The sequence below is a fragment of the Magnetospira sp. QH-2 genome, from assembly GCF_000968135.1.
Taxonomy (GTDB): Bacteria; Pseudomonadota; Alphaproteobacteria; order Rhodospirillales; family Magnetospiraceae; genus Magnetospira.
Map to the genome: position 1 here is coordinate 3,784,467 of NZ_FO538765.1, position 24,167 is coordinate 3,808,633.

Genomic DNA, 24,167 nt, shown 5'->3' on the forward strand with positions numbered 1-24,167 from the left:
TCAGAACCTTGAAATCTTCGACATTTTTAGGACTCATCTGGTTTACTACCGCCATGGTGAACTGAGGAAGAAGAGGGGTTCAAGGGTCGAGACGACAGCCGTTTCTGCCGAAGTCTCTCCAAGCCGCTTATAGTTAGATAAAACCTATTTTCGGACAAAAAAGTGATTTCGTACATTCGTCCACTTGGCAAGCTCCGGGTTTCGATAAGAGGGCGCCGTCAATTCCTTGAATCCGTGAGATATAATCAGCTCAATGGCGGCCCGGTCATCATCAAAATCCTCGGGCTCCAATTCCACTGCGATGGACTTGAGGCGCGCATCTTTTAGAACCTCGCCCATGCCCCTGACGATCTTGGACTCGTTGCCATCCACATCAATTTTGATGTGATTGGGAAAAGGTAGAGCCAGTTTATGGACCAAGTCATCGACGGAAATACCGATCACACCCTGGCGATAGGCAGGCTTGAACGCGACCCGGCCCGTGCCTGCCGCAGCCTGGCCGAATCCATGACCTGCCTTGCCCTCGACAAAGCCTGAAATATTTAGCCGGTCAAAAACCAGCTCGTCATGCATTGCAACATTGAGCGCCACCACATGATCATCTAACCCGTTGAGCATAATGTTTTTATTAAGCTCATTGAAATTCAGGCTCATGGGCTCAAGCGCAACAACCTCGGCCTGTTTCTTGATTGCGGCATAGAGTGTGTAAAGGCCAATATTAGCCCCAATATCAAAAAGAACGTCGTTCTCGTCGACCTGCTCTTCCAACCAGTGAATGATATCTGGTTCCGTATCGAGCAGGGTTACGGCCCGTCGCAAAGGAATGGCGCCACTACCGCTGAAACGAATTCCATCCACTGTAATCGTAAAGTCCCCATACTCATGAAACAAGGAAGATAACTTTAGAAACAGGCGAGGACCAAGAATAAATCTCAATATAGACACTAATGATCTTACTATAATCCTGATTAAACTACCAGGAATTCCTAATAGTATCCTCAAATATTTCTTTGTACCATTAGGGACATGAGATCGTAATTCTAATTTCAACTCACTACTCTCCAACAAAACTTGATCACCGCGACCTATACTTTTTGATATTCACGATGACATCAGAAACGGTCTTTCTTTTTCGAGAGGCACCAGCCCCATATCACTGCGGACTATGTCAAACAGCACGCGACCAGATAGGTCCACCAGATCCCTATACGATTCAAGCGGATAAGGTTGCGAGCCATCTTCGATAGACTTGATTTTGGTGACCGCCATTCCAGGAGAATTCACACAGAGCCCCGGGAATTCCCGATGCAGACTGACCTTCTGATAGGGACATAGATCGGTCATGAATGAGAACAACCCAAACTGCATGGCCTCGACGACCACCGTCGAAGGATCTGAAAAAGCGTACCGCGCCTGGGTAAAAATATCGAACAAGCGATCCCGGGTATGTACCACGTTCGCCATACCGTCCTGGCACTGCCTGACAAAATCCTTGCCGACATCCGTGTCGACAAAGGTCCCTTTCACCTGCAGTAAGATTTTTCGGTCAATGAACGCTTCCGCCAGCCCTCTCACTAGTCGAATCATTTCCGGATTGTCAATGAAAGGAGCCACAAAAACCGCGATATCCTTGGGTTTTGGTTCATGGGCGCTTCGATAATCCTGCCGCGAGGCACCAAAGGTTCCAGAGGGTACGATCACCATATCCTTGGCCCAGGTCTGATGCGTATATCGATCATATTGGGCCCGACCAAATACATAGAATCGATCAAAAGAAATGTACCGCCACATGGGATAAAAATTCGAGTAGTGCGAATATCCATGATTGATACCCAGCGCCGTTCCACCAACTCTGTGAAGTTCTTGCCGACGTAAAATATGTTCAACATTGTAGTCGTCCCGACTCCAATGATAGCTCGGATGAAACCGATTGAAAAATCCTCGCAAAACCGCTCGCCTGAAGGGAAGGGTCGCGATCTGATAGAATAGGGCGGGCGGCCGGTCATTAAAGCCCATCAACAGTTTGAGCCCGTCTCGAAAGATCATGCCTAGGGTTTTCAGGCCGCCAAGCAGGTCGAACAAGCCATCTTTGGGTTGGCACACATCATAGGAATTCAGTTCCTCATGGCCGCGCACCGTCCATGAAGAGTGGCGCTCCGCCAATAGAACCGGTCCCCCTTCGGCTACCTCATGATAGAGCCTGAAATCCCTTCTATCCTCAATATAGTCAGCGCAAAGGAAATAGCTCTTGGGATCAACCTTGGCACGCAGGCGGCCTATCACCCACGCAGTGGAGATGCCTACAACGGCCACACCAATCAGGATATTCGTCATTCGCCAAGGAAAGCGTTGGTGGCTCAGTGCGGACAGACAGTCTTCTCCGATGAAATCACCTGCGGCAGATCGGGTATCCTCGCTGAGGCCCGTTACGATAAACCCATCTTTGCCAAGTTTTTGATATAATGACTTTATTTTAAGAAGTATGAAATGCTTATCTTTAAAATAGTTACATGTTAACTGCTTATAACAGAACATATACTCATTTATACTAGTATTTAACTTATCAAATTTGAAGTATTTGTTTTGCCATTTCTCAGTTTCCTCAAATACGTTGTGGAACAAAATTCTGGAATGATAGTGAATAATTGGCACAAGTTCAGGGCACAGATCTATGATATCATGAACTTTTCCCGATTTAGTTAGATGCTTCACCACTCGTTCAAGAAATGGTCGTGTCCTTGGAAATAGTGGCTCAATACCGATCACATAGGGTTTCTTGCCGAATGCGGTACGGAGCAACAGGCCGGGCAGGCTCGCCTCGGAAACGGATATCGCGTGGATCATGACCGATCTTCCGAAGCCACATCAAGGATCACTTTCAAAACCTCGCCAGTCTGGCTGGTTTTCCAGGCTGCCTCGAAATCGGCCAAGGCCATGGGGCACTTGAAATATTCATCCAGATCCAGATCTGGCAGCAGGGCGATGGCCGCCTCGAAATCCTCCGCCGTGCTGCCCACCGACCCGGTGACCGTCTTGTCATAGGCCGCCACGGCCTCGAAAGAAAAAGCTCTTTTGCCGTAGGGTAAGCCCAGCAGCAAGAGCGAACAATTAGCTGGACTGTCATGCAGGGCCCGGTCAAGAACTTCTGGATCACCGGTGATCTCGACGATGACCTGATAGTCGCGCAGACTCGACAGGTCCTCGGCGGTGGCGATGCCGGTCCCATCAAATAGGGCCCGGCGCTTGGGATTGCGGTCAAAGGCCGTGACCTTATGACCACGCCCGGCCAGGGCTTTGCTACATAGGTGTCCCAGCGGGCCCGATCCGATGACCGCGCAGTTTTTCGGGCCGTCATCAAGCACCGTGCTCAACCGCCGCAGTCCCTTATGCACCACCGCCAGGGGTTCGGTCAGCGCCGCCCGGCGCAGGTCCATGCCGTCGGGTACCTTGTGCAGGAAACGGCTGGGCACCACCACGTAATCCCCATAGGCCCCATCCCGGCGCATGACGCCCAGTTCGGAACGGTCGGCGCAGCCGATGAAATTTCCGGCCCGACATTCATCGCAGGTACCGCAGCTCTGGATGCATTCGGCGACCACCGGTTCGCCCTCGGCAAAGTCCTCAACCGCCACGCCCACCGCCGCCACACGACCGGAAAACTCATGGCCCGGCACGATGGGGAAGTCAGCCATGCCATTGTGATAGAAGCCCAAGGTGCCGTCGCGGATTTCCAGGTCGGTGGCGCAGACCGCCACATGAGCCACCCGAATCAGCACGTCGCCCGGCTTCAGGTCTGGGATATCGACGACCTCAAGGGCCACCTTTCCCGGTCCCTTGACTTGGACCACCCGATTCATGCGATTGAACAAAGCCTGCTCTCTTTCTTCCTGGGTTTCCATGGGATGAGGTTCGATCAGTCCGCGAATGGTGCCCAGGGTCTTGCGGATGCGAAAGCGCAGGATCTCCGGCCAACGGGCTGCCAGCGGAAGCCGCTGGGCGGCGGGATTATCTTTCGGTGCCAGGGCCTGCAGGCAATCGGCGATGGTCCGCCCGGATTCCTTGGCCAGGATCGCCGGAATATGGCGCCGCCCGATCACCGAACTGCGTCTGGCGGCCACGGCTTCGCGGTAATAGCGCCGTTGCACCTGCGGCCAGGTTTCCTCGTGGATATGGGACAGCACCGCCGAAGGCTCATAGAGTACTCGCCAGGAACGTTCCACCCAGTATTGCGCCAGGGCGATATCTTCCAGTCCCGGCAGGGCATCATCGAACGGCGTGATTTCCCACAACCGTCGGGGCATGGCCGAATTGGCATTATTAACGGCGAAACTGCCCTTTCGATCCTCGCGGGGGGTGGGGCCGAACACCCGCTCGAAATCCTCCGCCTCGGCGAACTTGGACGAGGCCACGCCCACCTGCCGCCCATAGACCATGGCCACGTCGTCGTTGTCGCGCAGGGGCCGAACCAGGTTTTCCAACCAATCGCCATCGACCGGCACCGTATGGGCCGAACACATGGCGATGAAACGTCCCGATCCCGCCTCTATCCCCTTGTTCAGCGAATAGCCGAAGGTGAAGTCGTGGCTGGAGATACGGATCAGCTTGTGGACACCCCACTCCGTGGCAATATCGCGGGTCCGGTCATAGGACCCGGAATCCACCAGGATGACCTCGAAATCCCGGTAAGCCTGCCGATCCAGGGCGGCAAACAGCGCCGGAAGATGCTTTTCCTCGTTGAAGGTCCGGACGATGACACTGGTTTCGGGCATGGATCGGATAATCTCAGAGGCCGCCTGCCTTAAGGCCTTCAAGCAACTGGCTCAACGTACTGTCATGAATGCGGTTCCAGGCCTTGGGGCTGGAATTGCTGTTGTGCGGGGCAAGCATCACGTTGTCCATGCCGCGCAAGGGGCTGTCGGCGGGCAGTGGCTCGTCCTCGAACACGTCCAATGCCGCTCCGGCGATCTGGCCGTCCTGTAAGGCCTTGACCAAGGCTTTCTCGTCGACCACCGGACCGCGGCCCAAGTTGGTCATGACCGCTGTCGGCTTCATTTTCTCGAACTGATGGGTGCTCATCAGGTGATACGAGGTATCGGTCAGGTCCGCATGCACGCAGACAAAGTCGGAACGCTCCAAAAGCTCGTCCAACGCCACCATCTCCACGCCCAGGGCCTTCACATGGCCCGGATGCAAGACCCGAATATCATTGCCGAGAATCTCGGCGCCACAGGCCTTGGCCCGGCGCAGGGTGGCCGACCCGGTGGCACCGACGCCCACCACGCCGACGGTGCATTCGTTGAGCGCCCGACCGGGGATCTTGTCCCAAATGCCGGCCTTCATCTGTTGATCCATCCAAGGCAGACGGCGGGCGAAACACAGAATGTAGCCCAAGGCTGAATCCCCCACCGGTTCGGTAAAGGCGTCCAGGGTGCGGCAGACCCGGATGCCGCGCTTGTTGGCCTCCTCCTTGTCGATGGAATCGATGCCGGTGCCCCATTTGGAAATGACCTTCAGCTTCGGTGCCGCGTCCAGTACCTTGGGCGTCACCCGGTCGTCGCCGCAGATCAACCCATCGTAATCGCCAATGATGGGGATCAGGTCTTCCTCTTCCATGCGCTCTTGAACATCCGCCTTGACATATTCCATGTCATTTTCGGCAAAAAAGTCGGCAAAATCATCGACGATGGGCAGCATGTAGGGGGCGGTGACGAGAACCTTCCAAGTCATGGTGTGGTGTCCTTTTTAATCAGTAGGTGCCGAACAGCGGGTCGGTGGTCATCATTTCGGTCACCAAACGCAGATCCTCCGGCGTATCGACGGCGTGGGTTTCCAGGTCGGTCTCGACCATGCGAACGCCGATGCCGTGCTCGATGAAGCGCATCATATCGACGGATTCGGCAATTTCCAGCGGTGTTGGGGGCAACTGGTAGAAATTCATCAAAGCAGCATGACGGAACGGGATGATGCAGACCTGTTTATAGGCGGCGATGTCTTCGAACCGGCCCTTCAAACGGTGCGGAATGGCCTCCCGGGACATGAACAGGGCATTCATGTTGCCATCCATGACCACCTTGATGGTGGCCGGGTTTTCAAACTCTTCCACCGTCGGAATGCGTTTGGTCAGGTTGACGCATTGCAGCGCCGGGTCCTCGGCGAAGGGGGCCACCGCGGTGTCGATCATTTCGGGGAAGGTCAGGGGTTCGTCGCCTTGCACCATGACCACCAGATCCACATCCTTGTCGGCCATGGCTTCGGCCACCCGGTCGCTGGCCCGTTCATGAGTATCGGCGGTCATGATCACCGGCGCCCCGAAGGCTTCCGAGGCGGACCGGATCTCATCGTCACAGGTAGCGATATAGACCTCGGACACCGCCTCGCTGAGCGCCGTGCGCTGATACACATGCTCGAGCATCGGGCGGCCGTGCAACGGTGCCAGCGGTTTACCGGGAAAACGCGACGAGCCCATGCGGGCCGGGATAACGGCAACGGTCTTCATGTCAGTGTCCCTTATTCGGATGGTGCAGGCGTTCCCAATCCAGTGCCGATTGGACGCTTAGATCACGTCGTGTTTGATCGGATTCGATTGGACCCGACACGCGCTAGGAAACGATCCCGTTGCAAAGCGGGCACATAGCAAGGGACCATTGACGACGGCCAGAGGGCCAGGACGTTCAATGGATAGGCACTCAAGAGGGTTGTCCATCGGCGAGAATCTGCGGCAGCATGGCCACGGCGACGGCAAAATCCAATGCTGTATCCAGGTCCAAGGAACGCTCCCGAGGCATCAAATAGCCAAGGGTTTGGGGACCGAAGAACGTCTGGTTTGTTTCGAACCACTGGCGGTCCGCCACGTAGACGGCCCCGTTGGGCAGCACCGCTTCCAACGCCTCGTGTCGAGGTACCTGATCCCCCACCTGGGCCCACCTAAGCCGTTGCAGTAAGTCATTTGCGTGATCGTGATGGTACATCCATGCCAGCGGCTTTTCCGATCGCACGACAGACACGCAAACCGGTTCACTTCCTTTATGGCATTTGCTTAAACAGGCTTCCATGTCGGCACCGGTCCGAAATGGCGACGTGGGTTGCAGCAACATTAAGTAGTCGTAGGTTTGCTCAAGGACGGAAAGAGCGTGCATGACCACGTCCTCGCTGCTAGCCGTGTCCGACGACAACGCCTCGGGACGCACAAACGGCACTTCGCACCCCCATGCTTTCGCGGTTTCTATAATTTCCGGATCATCCGAGGACAGGATCACCCGATCAATGGAAGGCGCGCTCCGTGCCGCTTCGATAGTCCAGGCAATCAGGGGCTTGCCGCCCAGGTCGAGGACATTCTTACGCGGCAACCGCTTGGAACCCCCGCGTGCCGTGATCAGCGCCAGCACGGATTTGCCGTCAATCATCGACCAGAAATCTCCGCAGCAAAGACAATCCCTCGGGCCCGCTTTTTTCTGGATGAAATTGAGTTCCAACCACATTGTCCCGACGCACGGCGGCACTCAGTCGGGCACCCTCGTACTCCACGTCCGCCAGCCGGTGTTCGTCAATTTTCGGATAGCCGACGAATGAGTGGACAAAATACAGGGCGGTGCCTTCGGTCAGGCCGGCGAGCACACTACCCTGCCAACGATCAGGGGAAGGTTTTTGCAAGGCGGCCCATCCGATATGCGGGATTTTGCGGCGGGATCCGTCTTCTTTTTCATGCGGAATCGGCACCACCTGCCCGGGAATCAGGGCCAAGCCGTCATGGTGGCCGAACTCCAGACTGCTTTCGAAAAGCAGTTGCATGCCGAGACAGATGCCAAGAAACGGGCGACCAGTTGCCGCATAGGCCCGCAACGGCGCCACCAAGTCGCGGTCACCCAATCGATTCATGGCGGTTGCAAAGGCGCCGACACCGGGTAGCACCAAACGCTCCGCCCGGGCGATATCTTCGGCGTCACGGGCTATGTTGACCGACGCGCCGCAATGCTCGAAAGCCTGGGCTACGCTCAGCAAATTGCCACAGTCGTAGTCAACAACGGTCACGGAACTCATGGCAGCCGCCTTACCGGTAAACCGGAATCAAGTGCGTGGTCACGGATCTGGCCAATGGTGAGTTTGTCATAGTGCAGGACATGGGCCATGGCCACCGCGTCGGGCCGAGCTTCCGAGACTACTTGATCCAAGTGGTCAACGCCTCCCAGGCCGCCACTGGCGATGACCGGAATATCCACTACATTGGTTACCGCCTTGATCAATTCCACGTCGAACCCTTGGGCGGTGCCCTCCTGGTCCACTGATGTCAGCAGGATTTCACCGGCTCCCAGGGCCTGACCGCGTTGTACCCAATCCACAACATTCAGTCCCGTGCGCTCCCGGCCATTGTCCGCATAAGCCTCCCACCAGCCTTCTTTTTGCCGCTGTGCCTCAATGGACAATACCACGCATTGGCTGCCGAAATGCTCGGCGATTTCTGTTAGGAGTTCCGGTCGCTGGGTGGCTGCCGTGTTGATGGCCAACTTGTCTGCCCCCATGCGCAGCAGATGGTGAGCATCCTCTACCGACCGGATTCCACCTCCAACGGTAATCGGAATAAACACGTCCGATGCGGTATGAGCGACGATTTCGGACAGGTTGTTACGACCGTAGAGGCTGGCCACCGTATCCATATAGATGATTTCATCGACTCCCTGGCCATAGTAGCGCCGGGCAAAGGTCTGCGGATCACCGATCTTACGCAGTCCTTCCAACCGGACTCCTTTTATCAGGTTGGAGCCCTTGATATCCAAGCGGGCAATGAGACGCAGATTTCTCATGGCTCGCTCCCTATTCCTCCCATACCACGTGCCGCCGGGTCCAGGCACCATTCTGGTACTGCCAAAGATGCGGTGAGCGGAATTTATCTGCCAGATCCATGAATGAATCCCGAGTCATAACCGGCGACTGGAAATGCTCCGCGATGTCACCGAATTGCTGTTCTGGCAGACTCAGGTACTCGAAAATCTCTTCTGCAAAACGCTCGGGAAATTCGCCATCAAAGCGGCGCACCAACGCCATCCCTTCCTCTCGGTCGATCTCGTCATTTCGAATTTCCTGCGAGGCGTCGTAAGTGGCCCGCCCGATACCGAACTTGATAAAGGTTGTGTAGTAGTGGAAATCATCAATCTTATCGTCGATGCTGTTGTACTTGCTGTAGGTCCCTGCGGTCCGCTCCGGCGAAGCCTCGAAACCGCCGTGCTCATGGGCATAATAGTAAGCCCCCTGGGGATGCCATCTCAAATAGTAACCCAGGTAGTGAACCTCAGTGCCGACACGGAGCAAATCTTCCGGGTTGGCGGGTAGATAGGCCTCCAGGTCATTGGGATGAACACCGAAATCTTCTTTCAACTCTTGCACGGACGTTCCACCGATATAGACCTGTGACTTGTCCTCCATGGAAAAGTAGCGCCATTCCCGCACGGCCTTTTCGTTGTCCTCGATGGGATTGCCGTACTCGGCCTCGTTGTCGCCATAAAAGACCAAGGGGATATTGTAGAGGACCGACATCTTGGGCGCCAAAGCCTTTTGGCCAATGATGAAAGGCTGGAAAGGATGGAACAGCCTTTCGACTGCGAGCCTTGTCAGCAAGCGATGTATGCGACCATTTGGTGTGATCAGGTTGTTGTCAAAACCGGCATGGATCCAGCGTTGAAAGTTGCGCCACCCCCAGTCGGTATACACATGTGGCGCCCAGGTGATGGTCAGCGGGTGCATGCCGTATTTGTACTTGAGAACATGCGCCTGGTAGAAACTATCTTTGCCACCCGACCCCGGGATCAGACAGTCATACCCACCATCATTTCTGCGGTACCGATCACAAAGCTCCCGCAACTGCCGCTCTCGATCATCCCAATCGATTTCATTTTTTTGTTTGGTAGAACGGCAAGCGTCGCAAACCCCGTCATCGTCGAAATTGATGGTCTGTTTCTTACTCTCTTTGACGTGCTCGTATTCAACAGCCGAATTCGGTCGTTGATTGGAGATCACACAGCTCTTGCAGAACGTCACTTCCGCGGGCAAGCCGTAAAGTGGCGAGCCTGGATCAATCTCATTGGGGGCGTTGTTCACCATTTTGCTATCTCTTTATTTGTCAGATGACGGGTTAAGGACCGCGTCAGACAGGACCGGTCGAAAAATCTCACGCTAGAGCTCTGTCGGATGGGACGCATCTTTCTGATTCAAACCACTAGCGCATGTCGGGTCCAATCGGCCCCATTGGACAGGCGCGACCCTATTGGAATCGATCACGTTTTTCATGTTTGATCGAATCCAATCAAACACGACGTGATCTAGAGCATTATCCAACCAACCTGGAACCCTGTGACCAAGGAATTTTCCGTCCCGGACAGGAGGGCTTTGAAGAGCGGGTGGGCTACGGTCGAGAAGCCCGAGCCCTCCGGGGTGTAACATGCCCGGCCCCTGGGGACCATCACAGAGGCGGGTTGGTCGGATACTGCTCTAATACGAGCATCAGGGAATGCAGGGAGCATGGTGTCGGCGCCGCGATAGTCGCTGACTTGTCCTTCGGTCAGCAGCAGGATCAGGGGCTTTCCATCGGCATCGCAGGCGGCATGCAGTTTCGAATTCAGGCCGCCCTTGGTGCGCCCGATACGGCGGGGAACAGCCCCTTTTTGAGCAGGCTCGCCGCCGTCCTGTGGGCCTTGAGATGGGTGGCGTCGATCATCACCGTATGGGTGGCCGTGCTTTCGGCGGCCAGGGTGGCGAAGATCCGGTCGAACACTCCGGCCTCGCTCCAACGGACGAAGCGGTTGTACAGGGTCTTGTGCGGTCCATAGGCGACGGGCGCGTCACGCCACATCAAGCCGTGGCGAAGAACATGGATGATGCCGCTGATCACCCGCCGGTCATCGACGCGCGGGACGCCTTAGCCTGGATCAATCTCATTGGGGGCGTTGTTCACCATTTTGCTATCTCTTTATTTGTCAGAAGACGGGTTAAGGACCGTGTCAGACAGGACCGGTCGAAAAATCTCACGCTAGAGCTCTGTCGGATGGGAAGCATCTTTATGATTCAAACCACTAGCGCATGTCGGGTCCAATCGGCCCCATTGGACAGGCGCGACCCTATTGGAATCGATCACGTTTTTCATGTTTGATCGAATCCAATCAAACACGACGTGATCTAGAGCATTATCCAACCAACCTGGAACCCTGTGACCAAGGAATTTTCCGTCCCGGACAGGAGGGCTTTGAAGAGCGGGTGGGCTACGGTCGAGAAGCCCGAGCCCTCCGGGGTGTAACATGCCCGGCCCCTGGGGACCATCACAGAGGCGGGTTGGTCGGATACTGCTCTAATACGAGAAGAAAACCACCTTGCCTTTTACGGTATAGACTTTGTGGAACTCATCCGTCCGAAAGAATCTGTTTAGCAGGGGATTAAAAGGTTTCAACATCCGCGACAAGCGTCCGGTAGGCGCCTTGGTTTCCATGAAGCCGAGAGGCTCTCGGGCAATGAATTCGATATGGCAAGACGTATCGCTGATATAGGCTGCAAGATACGAAATGGCATGCCGGTCACCGTTATGGAACAGCGTGAAACCTGAAATGGGCTGCAGGTATCGGTCGGGCTGGACTGATCTATTTGGAAAGTTAAGGTATCTGGTCGGCACATAAATTTGAAAGTTCCGGCCTTCATACGTGTAATTGACCATCATGAAGAGGCGCTTGCCAGTACGGCTTTGGCAGGCTTCGAGCACCGAGTCGAAGGATTCCACGTTGACCGGGACATTGGGGCAGGTAATTGCGATTTCAATGGCGTCGGTCTTTTCGTGGATAGCGTCGGGCACGCCAGTGCCAACCCCAAGATTGTAAGATCCGTGACGGACCAGATAGTTGCCATCCCAAGAACGGATCGCCGCGAAATCATACATATGGGATGAAAATATATGCTCTTCATCCACCGTTTCCGCCCGGCATTCATGAGTCAGATAAGCCGTGCCAGTCCCGCCGTCATCTTCCTCCCTGACCAGAACAGTCCGTATTTCCGTCCTCCAGGAATTTCTAATATTGGTCCCGACAGTCGCGAAACCACCTTCAAGATCAGGAGCTTCCATTATCTACCTACGATCCTTGAGTCGGTTTGGGCCAACTTGAGAAAATGTCGGAAAAGAACAATGGTTAGCGCTTGTCGCGGTCATGGCCTTCCCGTGAAGTGGATTGTTCTACCGGTATGAACATGAGATCCAAGTTATCACTGCTCTTCTTCGCGAAAAATCCCTTGGGGTCCAATAGGCACAAAGAAGAAGTTATATCGTTATACAAATACAATTTATACTGCTGTTTATCACATAATTCAATATATGGATCCGTGGAAACACCATTCATTTCATACATGTCTTGCCGGTATATTAAGTGTATGATAGGCCTGAATTTTTTGATTGTCTCCCTGCCACCTTCAATGACGGCGACTTCGTGGCCCATGCCTTGAATCCGAGCTTTTAAGAAATCAATTTTTCCAACCGCCTCTTCAGCCATGAACTGATCCAAGGTTGTAAACCGGGCGGTCTCCGAAGTTTCCCTGTTGTCGCTATTGTTCTCGACCAACTGGATTGAAAATGCCCCGCTATCCACATTTCCATCTGAAGTTTTGATCGTTTGCTCGGAGCAAAAATCCGATATTCCCAGATGATGAGCGCTGGCATTGTCAATTTTGTTTTTAAGGATATTGTACTCTAGCATCTTAAATGTGCTGTAGGCTGGCTCGAATGCATAGACCCTTGATCCGTTGATTTCAGAACATGCCAAACAATAAGTACCGACATTCGCCCCGATATCAAAGATTACCGGGGATGGTCCGGTCAACTGATCGACCATCTTTGCCATGTTCGTAAACTGTATCAGATTGTTCAGGATGGAGCTTACTTTGTAAGGATCGTTCCAAGCCTCTTTGAGCACCCAGCCCTTCCATTTAAAGTATTTGTATCCTTTCGATTTTGATACAGAGAAATAATATTTTGTTAGGTACGTATATAGAGCCTTTCTAATTAATAAATACAGGCCCCTGGCAGCCATATACATCGGCCTGGTAATAAAATTGTTTTTCAAGGAACTTCTTATAGATGTCGACATTACCATCTCCGATAGGTATTTCTGCCCGTCTCCGAGTTTCTGTATTTAGAGCCTCTTTTGTGGAGAAGGGCTCTAGTGGTTACTGATCGGCTGCGATCAATTCCAATAAATTCGCGCATATGTAACGGGTCCAATTGGATCCGACAGGCGCGAGTATGCCAATAGGGTATTGCGGTCGTTCTCCAACGCCCTATTCCCCAATCCTGCATTGGCACCATCCCTCCACATGCAGGTCTTCTCCTTTGCTCGCCTCCAACCGTACCTTCACCAATCGTACCATTGGCACGATCTTCGCCACCTTCACCTTGTAGGTTAGTTCGTCCCCAACCATCGTCGGTCTGCGAAATTTGAAATCCGTTGACTGGATGACAGCTTTGGACCCGGGCAGATACATGCCGATCAACCGAGAAAACCGGGAGACCACGGCCAAGCCTTGGATGATTGGCGCCTCATACCCGTATTCCCGCGCGAATAAAGGATCCCAGTGTATTGGCGCCAGATCATTGGCGAACCGGGCATAGTCGATCATGGCCTGCTCAGTAAATACGAACCGCTGCGTGACCGCCATGCCCGCGGATATCTCCTCCATGGTGAGGGTGCGGGCGGGAGTGGACTCCTCGACTAGGAACATGTGATCATCTGATGGAGTCATTGTTGGGTTCCCATGGACTCAAGTTCATCGATCACGATATCCCAAAGCGGGGTAACGGGGCTTTCCGGAACCTTCACATGATTACCAATATATTCGTCATATTTGTCTTGGTTGATCGCCAGTGAACCAGAGATATTCGCATCTTTTGAATTCTCCAAAAAAAACAGTTTCTTTCCTAATTCATCGCAAATGGGGTCCAAATATCGCCAGACGACCGGGTGACAATGGTGGTCTCGAGTGCTGTAAATGAGGACTGGTTTTCCGTAGATGATTGCAGAGCTGATCGCCTGACTCGTTGACGTGATCACCAGCTTAGAGCGCCGAATTTCCTCGGTCGTTCGCCCGAAGGTAATGTCTCTGTCCCCGAAAAGATGCTCTTTCCCGCAGTAGTCAGACTTTGGATGGGCGGCAACAACGACCTTCAACCCAAATTCTTGTTCTATTCTGCCAAATAGAATTCGCAATCCGCCGTAGTAGTTATCGGGATCAATACCATTGAAATCTTTGACCAGCGTCCAGTCCATATGAAAAGGCAGATACTGGTCGATGAAAACGGCGGTATCGACAGAGACGGGATCGAGACCGGCAGACAGAGCCAGGTCGTAATCTGTGGAATGAGCCCAGAGCGTTCGTGTTGTCGAAGAGATCAACCGCTGCGGGACAACACTCTTTCGTCCCCCCCTTACCACCAATGCCGCAGGCCTCAATCCCAACAACCAAAGGGGCAGTCTTGCGATCAATGAAGCCTTCAAAGAGAGACCCGGTATGCGCTGAATGGCGTTTCTCATGCGCAAGTGGAACTGGCTGGGAGACCCCCTATAGTTAGCGGATCCCGGGACCGAATTATGGCAGAGTAGGATATACGGTTTTCCTGATCGACTGATCCATTTCATGACCGGATAGTTGTTCGGAGTCACCAAACCGTTGGTAACATGGCATACGATCCAATCCACCTCGGAAAGGTCGGCGCGGTGCTGTTCCAACTCGGCTTCGCTGGTGATCCGGTGATGAATCACGCCCTCCGGTATGTCGAAACCATGAACCTGCTGAACTGCTTTGGGGTGGCATACAGCGGACGTATCCAAGACCCGGCACTGAATGCCTCGCGCCAACATGTCCCGAATACCCCACTTCCAATGCTCCCGATCCCCGTAAGCACCTGCCGTGACGTGCAGAACCCTATGTAAACTTCCCTTTCCTTGAATTGATTGCACCTTTCGAACCGCCCCTATTGCTCTACCTTTCGTAACTTCTTGAACCTTTCGGAATATTGGTCAGAGGGCTCGACAACCTTAATCTTCATGGGAACTTTGTATTTCTGTAGACGCTCCTTGCAGGTCATCTTCAACCGTCGTAGCAGCGGTTTTTCGTCTTCGATCTCCAAGAGGGTCACCCGCGCGGCAACAGCCTTGCCTAGTACCGGATGGGGAATGCCATATACGGCGGCCTCGGCGACATTTTCATCCGACAGCAGAACCTCTTCCACCTCCGCTGGAAATAGCTTTTGTCCCCCGACATTGATTGCCTCTGTTTCCCGGCCGAGGAAGCGAACATGCTCACCTTTTTGCTCGACTCGGTCGCCGGTACATAACCACCCATCTTCGTCGAACGGCGAGTCCGCGTTGAGGTAGCCGACCATGTTGGCCTCGGATTTGATCCAAAGGAGCCCATCAACAATACGAGTATCGAAACCTTGGCCCCCGATTTTGACCCAAACGCTATCCGAGGTGTCGGACTTCGAGCGCACGACACCGATTTCAGACAATCCGTAGGTTTGCTTGACGGTAACGTTGGGAAAGATCTCGCGAACCTTGCTCAACGTGGATTCGTTCATCAGTTCGGTACCGTAGGTAATCAGACGCAAAGAAGTCAGGTCATACTTCCGCCACGCTCCCGAAGCGATGATCAAATTGAGGAACGTTGGTGTGGTCGGCAATAGGGTTGCCTGCCCCTTTTCGATCAGCGCGCATACGGTGTCGGGCGATCGTTGATCGGGGCAAAGCGCGACCCCTCCATAGGCAAAGGTACCGTAAAGAGTATTCATTCCGCCGAAGTGATCCATCAGAAGGAAAAGGATTGTTCGCCACCCCGGCCTTTCGGTCACGAACTTCTGCATGACCCGCTCCCCATCGTGCAGAATACCCTTGGGCTTTCCAGTGGAGCCCGAGGTGAAGACAATCAGTCCGGGATGTTGCTGGGGTAGAAATCTTTCGATTAGGGGCGGGGTCGAGTCCGCCGACAGGCTTTCGCATGACCACTCACCGGATGGCTCTACCACGATCATGAATTGAGCTTGGGCTATTTCCAAGAACCCCGGAATTTCCGGTTTGATGGTGGGTGTTAGCGGCACCGCGATCGCCCTTAGTTCCATGAGAGCAAAGAAGACGGCAATAGTCTCTCGGTCATAGTCGCCATAAACGGCTACGATGCTTCCTTGGCCGATCCGATAGTCGCCAAGCCGACGCTTCCAGACCTCGATGTTCGAACAAAGTTCGTCGTAGGAGGTGGTAGTCCCGTGGCTGATGACCGCTGAATCGGAACCCTTGCCTCTCATGCGTTCGAGAACAGTGGTGATCGCTGTCAGGTCCATGGTAATTCGCTCTTTCGAAAACTGGGGTAAAGACGGTTCAACTTGCCGAATTGTTGGCTTCGACCAATTTAGCGATGCTGTTGATGGAAACCGCTTGTTCCAGGTCGTTCTGGACCCCCAATTCCATCTCGAAACTCTCCTCCACAGCCATCAAGAGGCTAGCGAAATCAAGAGAGTCAAGGCCACATTCGAGTAGGGATTTGTCAAGATCGGTCAAATTGGGCTCTTCGGGGTAACAAACCTCTTTCACAAGCTCGATAATCTTTTCGGTAGTTTTCATGTTCGATATCTCCTTTGTTTGGATAGATGAATAGAGTGCGGTCAAGGCGTGCCGAGAGTGAAATAGATGTGTCCGACGAATGTCCCCGAGGCGTGAATGACAGAACGCGTAAGGGATGTTCCGACACGCCGATCGAGGGTTAATGTCATTGATCTGGCGTCTTCGGGCTGGAGGGGCCGCGAAAACTCGACCCGTGTATCCAACCATTTCTGCCCGGCCGAAGGTGCATGCAGATGGTTGTGCAAACGCACCGCCAAGCAGGTACAGACTTCAATAGGACTGGCCCCGCTGTTTCCTGAATAGCTGATCGTCTCGCCGTTGATGACCGTCAGGGCGTGGATTGCCTCTTCGTCGTAGGATACTCGCCGCGCAACCTCCTGGTCTGTTTCCAAAAAACCGCCCTGGATTTCGCCTGACCCGGTTTGAGCAACACAGTCCACGCTGTACTCGGAGTGCCGGTCCAAGCGTTCTCCCGGCTCGGACATGATCAGGCGCACCTGCTTGTGCATGACCTTTCGGATGATCAGGCGGATGGTAGAAACGTCATTGTCCGGGCCACCGATCTGGGCCACGCAGGATAGGAAATTGTCATATAAATCTGTGGTGTGAAGATACTGCCGCGATTCACGGAACGACAAATCCAGATCGAATGTCCTGGCCACGATGGCGTCCTTTTACTAACAGGTCAGGCCGCCATCGACAGTGATGACTTGACCGGATATGAAGCGAGCGTCATCGGATAAAAGAAACGCCACAACCCCGGAAACATCGTCGACCTGGCCCGGCCGACCCAGCGGTGTCCGCCGCACGATCTGAGCCAATTGCTTCTTGTTCATGTCTTGAACCATGTCCGTTTCCATATAGCCGGGACAAACGGCGTTGACCGTGATGCTGCGCCCCCCCAGTTCCCGTGCCAAGGCCCGAGTCATCCCCAGCATACCCGCCTTGGCACTCGAATAGGCCGCGACCCCCTTGTAACCCCGGATACCGACGATCGAAGCAACGGAAACAATGCTTCCCGCGCGCCGAACCATCATTCGCTTCGTCACCTCTCTCGTCAAATGCAGCGTGCCGACCAGATTGACCTGAAGGATCTGCTCCATCTTTTCCTCTGGCTGCATGACGAGCAGGGCCTCATGGGTCATCCCTGCGTTGTTCACCAGCCCGGTAATCGGTCCCAAGGTCTTTTCCACCGTCTTGACCACCGCCTTGATTGACAATGGATCACCGAGATCACCCTCTAAAAACGCGAACCGGTCCGGGAATTGGGCTGACAGCTTGTCCGTATGGGATGATGGCTTGCGGCTGAATGCCGCCACTGATTGACCCATGTTGAGCAATCGTTCGGCGATACCCAGGCCCAGCCCGCGGCTACCACCGCTGATCAAGGTCAGGGGAAGTGTTTCTGATTTGTCGGTCACGTCGCTATTCCTTTGAGAGATCGAAGAGGAGATCCATTCGGGTCGGCGGTTTATTTTCTCCACGGGCGGATGGTCGGCGGATTGACCGACCATATGTAAAGGTCCCGCTTGAAAGATTGGATGGCGCTTGCAACGAACTGACTCATGGAATAGGAGAAGATTTGTCCCTTCCCGATAGAGACATCCTTGATCTCGTTGTCGACGAGGAAATCCTCGAAAACTACTTTCCCATAGCTTCGCTCGATATCGGTCTCCCAGTACCAGACATACTGATAAAAGGGCTCGATAACCTGCCGTCCGTCGCGTTTTACCGGATGCATGTATTCCTTTGTGTAACGATAAGGTACCGCCATCAGGTGCTCCACGTGGTGCATGGTCGAACAGGTGAAGCGTGGATACAGGCCGATGCTGACTGAGAGAGCATCACGCTCGACCATCCGACCTTCCGGTGATTCGGGACCGAAGGCATGACGGGCCACGTCATTGACGATTTCCGCAGCCTGTGGGCCGAGAGCAGTATAAGAAACGAATGGATGAAAGCTGCGCCGGGCATCCGGCAATCTGCGCACGTACTCTGAAAAAACGCCGACATTGTGGGATGGTGTCAGATCCGGATCAAACAGGACCTGCGTGTTGCAGAGGTTGAGAGATGCGGTGGGCACCACCAAGGTACCTGTCTCGCCAAGCAGGCTCTGCAGCGCCCCCAGGTGCGCCTGCAGAACTGCCTTCTTCCCCGGCGTCTCGAATCCCGGAAGACGACCCAGGTCCGATGTAACGTAGACCAGTCTCCCTTCCTCGACACCTAATAAACGATAGGCATCAACCAATTCATCATATGTGTACATGATATGTAAAACCAGATTATACTGTATAGTAAGAAAAAAACTGTGGTATATTTATAGTATCATTTAGACAGATCCAAAACCTCAACAAATTGATTACCATACTTATCGTTTGCTGCAATACCTACCTTCTTCACATCCTCGATCATCAAGGTGTCGTGATGAAAAGCATAGTACCATTCATTCCCTGCATTGTTGAAATCAAGATTGTCATGGATAAAACGCCTCCCGTGAGTCTCGATAGCTAGGAACGGTTGCGGTCCAAAGACCTGACCGGCGCGCGTACTGATGGTTATGTTCGGTACATCGTTTTTGGGGTTTCGGTCCAATGTCACTTCCAGGTCCAATGGGTGGTCGTTGGCCTCGGTCATGCCCAGTACACGCCGGAAGGCATCCACGCCTTCGCAATATTTGAACCGAACATCTGGGTATTTCTCACTGGCCTTGGCAATGAGGTTACGGGTCTCATTCACTTCCTTTGTCAAGTCCCGGAAATCGTGGCTGCATAAACCAACCAATGTCGGATTTCCCTGATTGGCCCGCGCAAAGGCCTTGTCCATTTCATATTGATCGATGGAAGCGACCCGGCTGAGGACGTTCAAGGAACGGGCAATCCATCGTCGGCAGTTTCCTGGCCTCCGATAGTCGTCATGGTGCGGGTGATAGACCGACCAGTCGGCCGGTGCCGTCCGCCAGTTTCCCGATCGGCCTTTTCGGAAGTCGATCATGGCATCAAGTTCGGTACTATCCTCCGTCGCCATATTGGAAACATCGAACGGGACATACTGCTCCAGCAACCAATGGCTGTCCGGCCTCTCGGTTTGAAAACCGGCCCGAAACACCACGGGGAACCACTTGCGCTCAATCACCTTGCGGCACAGGACGTCCCAAATAGTGCTGTTGGTCAGATAGGAGGTCGCGCAGCGATGGGCATCTCCGAATGTCGAAACAGGATGGAAGTGAAAATGAATGGCATCTGGACAATCCGGCTGTGTATTCACCAGTTCCATGTAGCGATCAAAAATACTGTGATGGCCCATGTCTCGATGGCGCGGATTATACTGGAACCCGACATGATCCAAGCAGTGCCAGTTGTAGACCCACCCCCCGCCATAGGAGTCTTTCAGCTGATGCCTAAACGCCTGATCCATGCACTGATCGAGCATGGCATCCACTTCACCCCAGTTCTTGAGAGTCGTCGTTCTCTGCTGGTTGAGAGCGCCCGCGACTAGATCTTCAAGACCGTTGAGCGGAATTTCCCGTTGACGGAGTTTTTCCATGGTCTCGCTGGTTCTCGGCAGTCCGCGGACACCGAACATCTCCTCTAGACGCTCGAAAGTAGCGTCTTGGGTTTCCCAAAGTGGCCCCTCGGTATCCACCGTATGGCAAATGGCCACCAGCTTTCCATTTTCCTGCGTCATGCGTTCAATCCGTTGAAAACTCAGATCCGAATTCCTGGCGGGCCCGATGCAGATCGTCGGCTCTGCCAATATCCAGCCAGTACTCCCTGATGGGAAAGACAGTCGTTCTCTTCCCCAGGCCGATCAGATTGCGAAACAGCTCGGGCATATCCAGATGGGCCTGTACTGGAATATGATCCAGGACCTCGGGCTCCACCACGTACAATCCGGCATTGACGAAAAACTTGTGCACGGGCTTTTCGATGATGTCGGTAATCTGGTCTCCTTCAAGATCGACCACACCAAACGGCACTTGGAAATCGTATTCCCGCACGGCCATGGTGGCATCAGCACCTGTCTGCCGGTGAATGTCCAATAGAGCCTCGAAGTTCACCTTGGTCAGCAGGTCAGCATTCATGACGATCATTGGATCATGCGGTTTTTCGGCCAGTAGGCCGAGCGCCCCAGCCGTGCCCAAGGCCTCTGATTCGTTCAGGTACTTGATATCCGCATTCCACCGACTGCCGTCACCAAAATAGGATTTGATCATGTCCCGGCGATAATTCACCGAAATATGGATGCGGCGGAACCCCTGGCGCGTGAACTGCTCAATGATGGTTTCTAGAATGGGCTTGCCACCGACTTCGATCAATGGCTTTGGCGTCGTGTGGGTCAACGGGTGCAGGCGTGTGCCAAGCCCCCCGGCCATCAGCACGACCCAGTTGTCATGTTCCCCGTCCTTGTCCGTCACCGGGGAAAGCGTTTCCAGTCCGACAACCTGTCCGAAGTCGTTGACAATGGGCATCTGGTGGATGCGACGCGATGCCATGGCCCGGATGCGGTCAAGGTGGTCTTCGGACTCCGAGGATGTGACGGGATTTGACTTCATAATTTTTTCAACGGTGTCGCCTAACTGTACTGACCGCAAAAGACCGCGGCGGATATCGCCGTCGGTAACCGTGGCAATAAGCCGATCCGAATCATCTACAACCAGACAAATCTTTGCAGGTGTCTCGTCGAGAATCCGTATTGCCTCGAGAATTGCCGTCCCGGGTTTAACGATCGAAGCACGCCAATCATTTATCATCATTCAGATCTTTTGATCGAGATTGCGGTCTGTTTCCGCGTGAACGAATTCGGGCACGGCGATCTGCAGAGCACGGATCACATCGGACTTGGACCAAGAAGGCAGGGCACGGATGGTACGCAGAGCAGTCATGGCATGCTCCACCACCCCCTGATCGACGGCGACCGTTCCCCGAATTACTCCGACGGCCTTGAACCGATCCAGATCCAAATCGTCATCGGGGGCGAAAAACTCCTCGAAAGATTTTTCGCCACTGGTATCGGACGGTGTGAACAGGCAGGGCCACCGGCGAGAGGTATTGGTCAGTTCCGCCGCTCGGGCGCGAGCCTCTTCCTCGCTGGTACAATGCAGTGGTTCGAATCCGCGATGGGCCAAGTAGGCCTCGGCCACCCGGGACAGGGGCATCAGGTCCTCGTCCGGAGTCAGCTTGGGAAACACCACCTCCCGGTTGCCGCAGAGGAAGCAGCCCAAGAGGCAGAGTTGGCCCGCTTCCTCGTGGGAAAAGAAGTACCGCCGAATATCGGACGGCGCGGCCAGCGGCTGACGCTTCTCGATCCGTCGCTCCCAACCCTGCAACAGGCTGCCATCTGAAAAGGCCACGTTGGCGAATCGCGCCGTGGCGAAGGGCAGACGATCCGCATGGCACAGATGCACCCGCTCCATCAGGCATTTGCTGGCACCCATGGCATTGGTCGGGTGGGATGCCTTGTCGGTGGAGATGGAGAAGGCGCGGCGAAAAGGCAGGGCGCCCCCGGCGAGCTCGGCCTCGGTCAGCAGGTCGTATAGATGCCCGGCGTTGGTTTCGATCATGCGCATCAGGCTGTAGACATCGCGCTCCGACCGGACGTGCTTCAGCGCGGCAAAATTGATTAGGTAATCGTAGGGTCCTTCCGCTGCCAGCAGATGGCGGAATTCCTCGCTGCCGAACGAGACGGCGAAGGTGCGGAAATCTTCGGGCAGGGAGCGGTCCGAGGAGCGCAGATCGCGCACCAGCTCGACCAGATTGTTTTCGCTGAGGTCCACCAGATGCAAGGTGGCGGGCGCAAAGGCGGCTAACTGGCGCACCACCGCCGCGCCGATAGAGCCTGCGGCACCGACCACCAGCAGCCGCGTGCCGATGATACGACTGTTCAGAGCTTTTTGACTGACCGCCATGTCTTCGGCCAACAAGGACCGATCACGGCCCAGAAGACCGGACAGGAACGGGTCGGAGGTTTGCAAATGGGCGGTCACTGTTTTTCCCACGCTACCGCACTCCGGGTGACTCGTGCTCACCGGAGTGCCTTGAATTCATTGCTTATCCGAAGAATGCTAGGCCGGTTGGCCGATCATTTCCTCGGACAGTTTTAGCCGCACCTGGCGTCCCATCACGGACAACAGAATCAGAATGCGTTTCTTTTCGTCAGTGCCGTCAAACAGACCCACATGGTCGGCGAATGGGCCTTCGGTAATGCGCAGTTCCTCGCCTGGCTTGAACCCGGGATGGGTCTCCAGGGACACCAGCCCATCGTCTCCTTCGCGGGCCCGGATGCCGTCGATAATCACCTCGGGGACCGGCAGCGGCGCCGTTTCATTGTTGCCCACCAGATAGGCCACGCCGAGAGTCGAATTGATCGCCCGCCAGCGTGCCTTGGCCGTGTCCATGGCCACGAACAAATAGCGTGGGAAAAGTGGTGATTTCACCCAATCAACCCGTCGGGCATGTCGGCGCTTTTTCAAAAAGCGCGGCACGTAAACGGTAAAGCCTTGGTTTTCGAGATTGAACCGCGCCTTTTCCTCGGCCATGGGCTGGGTGTGAACGGCGTACCATTGAATCATGCGGGTCCCCCGTTGCGGCTGATATGCAAGAACTCCGGGGTCAAAATGCGCTCCGGCGGTATCAGGAGGGCCAACTTGTCAAAGGTCTCTTGCGGGGTCTGCATGTCGGTGATCAGCACCGCCTCGAAATCCACCACACGCTCGAGACCGGTAATCAGGTCCAACCCTTGAAACGAGGCTTGTCCGCTATCGAGCGCCTGAATCACCGTGGTCAGATCCATCCCGCTGTCACGGGCGCACAGCACTGCCACCTCGGCCAGATCGCCGGGCCCCACCAGGGCCACGGGCGTCCACCGCCGGTTGGCGCAGAGCGCCAAGAGATTGGAACATTCCATTCGCGCGGCACGGAAAAAATTGAACGATTGCGACAGGAACTCGGCGGTCAACCGGCTCTTCTCGGAGAAACCCTTGGGAGTCAGGTAGTAGGCATAGCGGTTGGCGGGAACCTGCGAAACCTTGACCAGACCCTTTTTCACACAACGCTTTAGATAGGCGTTGGCCATGCCCAGCGCGATGCCCATGTCCTGAGCCAGGGACCGTTGGGTCACGCTGCTGTCCCGCTCGATGGCCGAGAGGATGCCTATGGTGATTTCCGCCTGGTCCTGGGAAATGCTGTCGGTCTTGCTCGGGGGCACGAAGAGGCCTTTCATGTTCACGGCGCGAACAATACACTGTTCACGCAATGAACGTCAATGGCGGAATTCCCTTATCTTGTAGCGCCAATTGTTGTTGGTAGCCAAGTATAGGGTATTTACACAAAATCGGTTGCAAGGCTGGCCTGTCGGACCTGCGGGCAATTGGTCCCCGCCTCGATGCCGTCGTGTTTGATTGGATTTGGTCGAACACAAGACAAGGTATGTGATCGATTCCCATAAAATCGCGCGTGCCCCATGGGTCCGGCATCGGACGCAACATGCGAAAGCTGGCAAAAGCAGGGTAAACGCCAAAAACACCCGCACCGGAAACAA

Annotated in this window: 23 protein-coding genes and 1 pseudogene; all 24 read right to left on the bottom strand. The window is 54.5% G+C overall.

Annotated features, from left to right (window positions below):
• Positions 1–144: 144 nt before the first annotated feature.
• The 24 genes and pseudogenes from MGMAQ_RS17705 to MGMAQ_RS17825 all read right to left on the bottom strand — a co-directional run bounded on the left by MGMAQ_RS17705 (position 145) and on the right by MGMAQ_RS17825 (position 23,834).
• Positions 145–858, bottom strand: coding sequence for an FkbM family methyltransferase (locus MGMAQ_RS17705; RefSeq protein ID WP_052716522.1), 714 nt, complete (start codon positions 856–858; stop codon positions 145–147).
• Positions 859–1,101: 243 nt separating this feature from the next.
• Complete coding sequence (locus MGMAQ_RS20810) at positions 1,102–2,844, bottom strand: hypothetical protein (protein WP_148561014.1); 1,743 nt, start codon at positions 2,842–2,844, stop codon at positions 1,102–1,104.
• Positions 2,841–4,769 (bottom strand): alcohol dehydrogenase catalytic domain-containing protein, encoded by a 1,929-nt coding sequence (locus MGMAQ_RS19970; protein ID WP_052716523.1) that lies wholly within the window; start codon positions 4,767–4,769, stop codon positions 2,841–2,843. Before MGMAQ_RS19970 ends, MGMAQ_RS20810 begins: the two co-directional genes overlap by 4 nt.
• Positions 4,770–4,782: 13 nt before the next feature.
• A complete protein-coding gene (locus tag MGMAQ_RS17725) occupies positions 4,783–5,727 on the bottom strand; it encodes an NAD(P)-dependent oxidoreductase (RefSeq protein WP_052716524.1) in 945 nt (314 codons plus the stop codon).
• Between the two features lie 19 nt (positions 5,728–5,746).
• Positions 5,747–6,496, bottom strand: a complete 750-nt coding sequence (locus MGMAQ_RS17730; RefSeq protein WP_046022593.1) for a 3-deoxy-manno-octulosonate cytidylyltransferase — start codon at positions 6,494–6,496, stop codon at positions 5,747–5,749.
• Between the two features lie 190 nt (positions 6,497–6,686).
• Positions 6,687–7,403 (bottom strand): cytidylyltransferase domain-containing protein, encoded by a 717-nt coding sequence (locus tag MGMAQ_RS17735; protein ID WP_046022594.1) that lies wholly within the window; start codon positions 7,401–7,403, stop codon positions 6,687–6,689.
• Positions 7,396–8,037: an imidazole glycerol phosphate synthase subunit HisH gene (gene hisH, locus MGMAQ_RS17740; protein ID WP_046022595.1), complete on the bottom strand. Its 642-nt coding sequence runs from the start codon at positions 8,035–8,037 to the stop codon at positions 7,396–7,398. The genes MGMAQ_RS17735 and hisH overlap by 8 nt, the downstream gene beginning before the upstream one ends.
• Positions 8,034–8,798, bottom strand: coding sequence for an imidazole glycerol phosphate synthase subunit HisF (gene hisF, locus MGMAQ_RS17745; protein WP_046022596.1), 765 nt, complete (start codon positions 8,796–8,798; stop codon positions 8,034–8,036). The genes hisH and hisF overlap by 4 nt, the downstream gene beginning before the upstream one ends.
• Before the next feature lie 10 nt (positions 8,799–8,808).
• Positions 8,809–10,092, bottom strand: coding sequence for an N-acetyl sugar amidotransferase (locus tag MGMAQ_RS17750; RefSeq protein ID WP_046022597.1), 1,284 nt, complete (start codon positions 10,090–10,092; stop codon positions 8,809–8,811).
• Positions 10,093–10,487: 395 nt separating this feature from the next.
• Positions 10,488–10,906 (bottom strand): annotated as a pseudogene (locus tag MGMAQ_RS17755) (IS5 family transposase); the annotation flags it as partial.
• 426 nt (positions 10,907–11,332) lie between these two features.
• Positions 11,333–12,094: a hypothetical protein gene (locus tag MGMAQ_RS17760; RefSeq protein WP_148561015.1), complete on the bottom strand. Its 762-nt coding sequence runs from the start codon at positions 12,092–12,094 to the stop codon at positions 11,333–11,335.
• Positions 12,095–12,158: 64 nt separating this feature from the next.
• Complete coding sequence (locus MGMAQ_RS17765) at positions 12,159–13,052, bottom strand: FkbM family methyltransferase (protein ID WP_158498895.1); 894 nt, start codon at positions 13,050–13,052, stop codon at positions 12,159–12,161.
• Between the two features lie 247 nt (positions 13,053–13,299).
• Positions 13,300–13,761 carry a MaoC/PaaZ C-terminal domain-containing protein gene (locus tag MGMAQ_RS17770; RefSeq protein ID WP_046022600.1) on the bottom strand — a complete coding sequence of 154 codons (462 nt, stop codon included), beginning with the start codon at positions 13,759–13,761 and terminating at the stop codon, positions 13,300–13,302.
• Positions 13,758–14,876, bottom strand: coding sequence for a hypothetical protein (locus MGMAQ_RS17775; RefSeq protein WP_046022601.1), 1,119 nt, complete (start codon positions 14,874–14,876; stop codon positions 13,758–13,760). Before MGMAQ_RS17775 ends, MGMAQ_RS17770 begins: the two co-directional genes overlap by 4 nt.
• 113 nt (positions 14,877–14,989) lie before the next feature.
• Positions 14,990–16,351 carry a fatty acid--CoA ligase family protein gene (locus MGMAQ_RS17780; protein WP_052716525.1) on the bottom strand — a complete coding sequence of 454 codons (1,362 nt, stop codon included), beginning with the start codon at positions 16,349–16,351 and terminating at the stop codon, positions 14,990–14,992.
• Positions 16,352–16,388: 37 nt separating this feature from the next.
• Positions 16,389–16,631 (bottom strand): acyl carrier protein, encoded by a 243-nt coding sequence (locus MGMAQ_RS21140; protein WP_046022602.1) that lies wholly within the window; start codon positions 16,629–16,631, stop codon positions 16,389–16,391.
• Between the two features lie 41 nt (positions 16,632–16,672).
• Positions 16,673–17,293 (bottom strand): hypothetical protein, encoded by a 621-nt coding sequence (locus tag MGMAQ_RS21145; protein ID WP_046022603.1) that lies wholly within the window; start codon positions 17,291–17,293, stop codon positions 16,673–16,675.
• A 15-nt stretch (positions 17,294–17,308) separates the two neighbouring features.
• Positions 17,309–18,052 (bottom strand): SDR family oxidoreductase, encoded by a 744-nt coding sequence (locus MGMAQ_RS17795; RefSeq protein ID WP_052716526.1) that lies wholly within the window; start codon positions 18,050–18,052, stop codon positions 17,309–17,311.
• Between the two features lie 50 nt (positions 18,053–18,102).
• Positions 18,103–18,897 (bottom strand): AAC(3) family N-acetyltransferase, encoded by a 795-nt coding sequence (locus MGMAQ_RS17800; protein WP_046022604.1) that lies wholly within the window; start codon positions 18,895–18,897, stop codon positions 18,103–18,105.
• Between the two features lie 59 nt (positions 18,898–18,956).
• Positions 18,957–20,315 carry a hypothetical protein gene (locus MGMAQ_RS17805; RefSeq protein ID WP_046022605.1) on the bottom strand — a complete coding sequence of 453 codons (1,359 nt, stop codon included), beginning with the start codon at positions 20,313–20,315 and terminating at the stop codon, positions 18,957–18,959.
• A gap of 4 nt (positions 20,316–20,319) precedes the next feature.
• Positions 20,320–21,384: a nucleotidyltransferase family protein gene (locus MGMAQ_RS17810; protein WP_046022606.1), complete on the bottom strand. Its 1,065-nt coding sequence runs from the start codon at positions 21,382–21,384 to the stop codon at positions 20,320–20,322.
• Entirely contained in the window at positions 21,385–22,656 is a 1,272-nt protein-coding gene (locus MGMAQ_RS17815; RefSeq protein WP_198409136.1) for a polysaccharide biosynthesis protein, read from the bottom strand.
• 36 nt (positions 22,657–22,692) lie between these two features.
• Positions 22,693–23,199 (bottom strand): transcription termination/antitermination protein NusG, encoded by a 507-nt coding sequence (locus tag MGMAQ_RS17820; RefSeq protein ID WP_046022607.1) that lies wholly within the window; start codon positions 23,197–23,199, stop codon positions 22,693–22,695.
• Complete coding sequence (locus MGMAQ_RS17825; RefSeq protein WP_052716528.1) at positions 23,196–23,834, bottom strand: winged helix-turn-helix transcriptional regulator; 639 nt, start codon at positions 23,832–23,834, stop codon at positions 23,196–23,198. The genes MGMAQ_RS17820 and MGMAQ_RS17825 overlap by 4 nt, the downstream gene beginning before the upstream one ends.
• Positions 23,835–24,167: the final 333 nt, after the last annotated feature.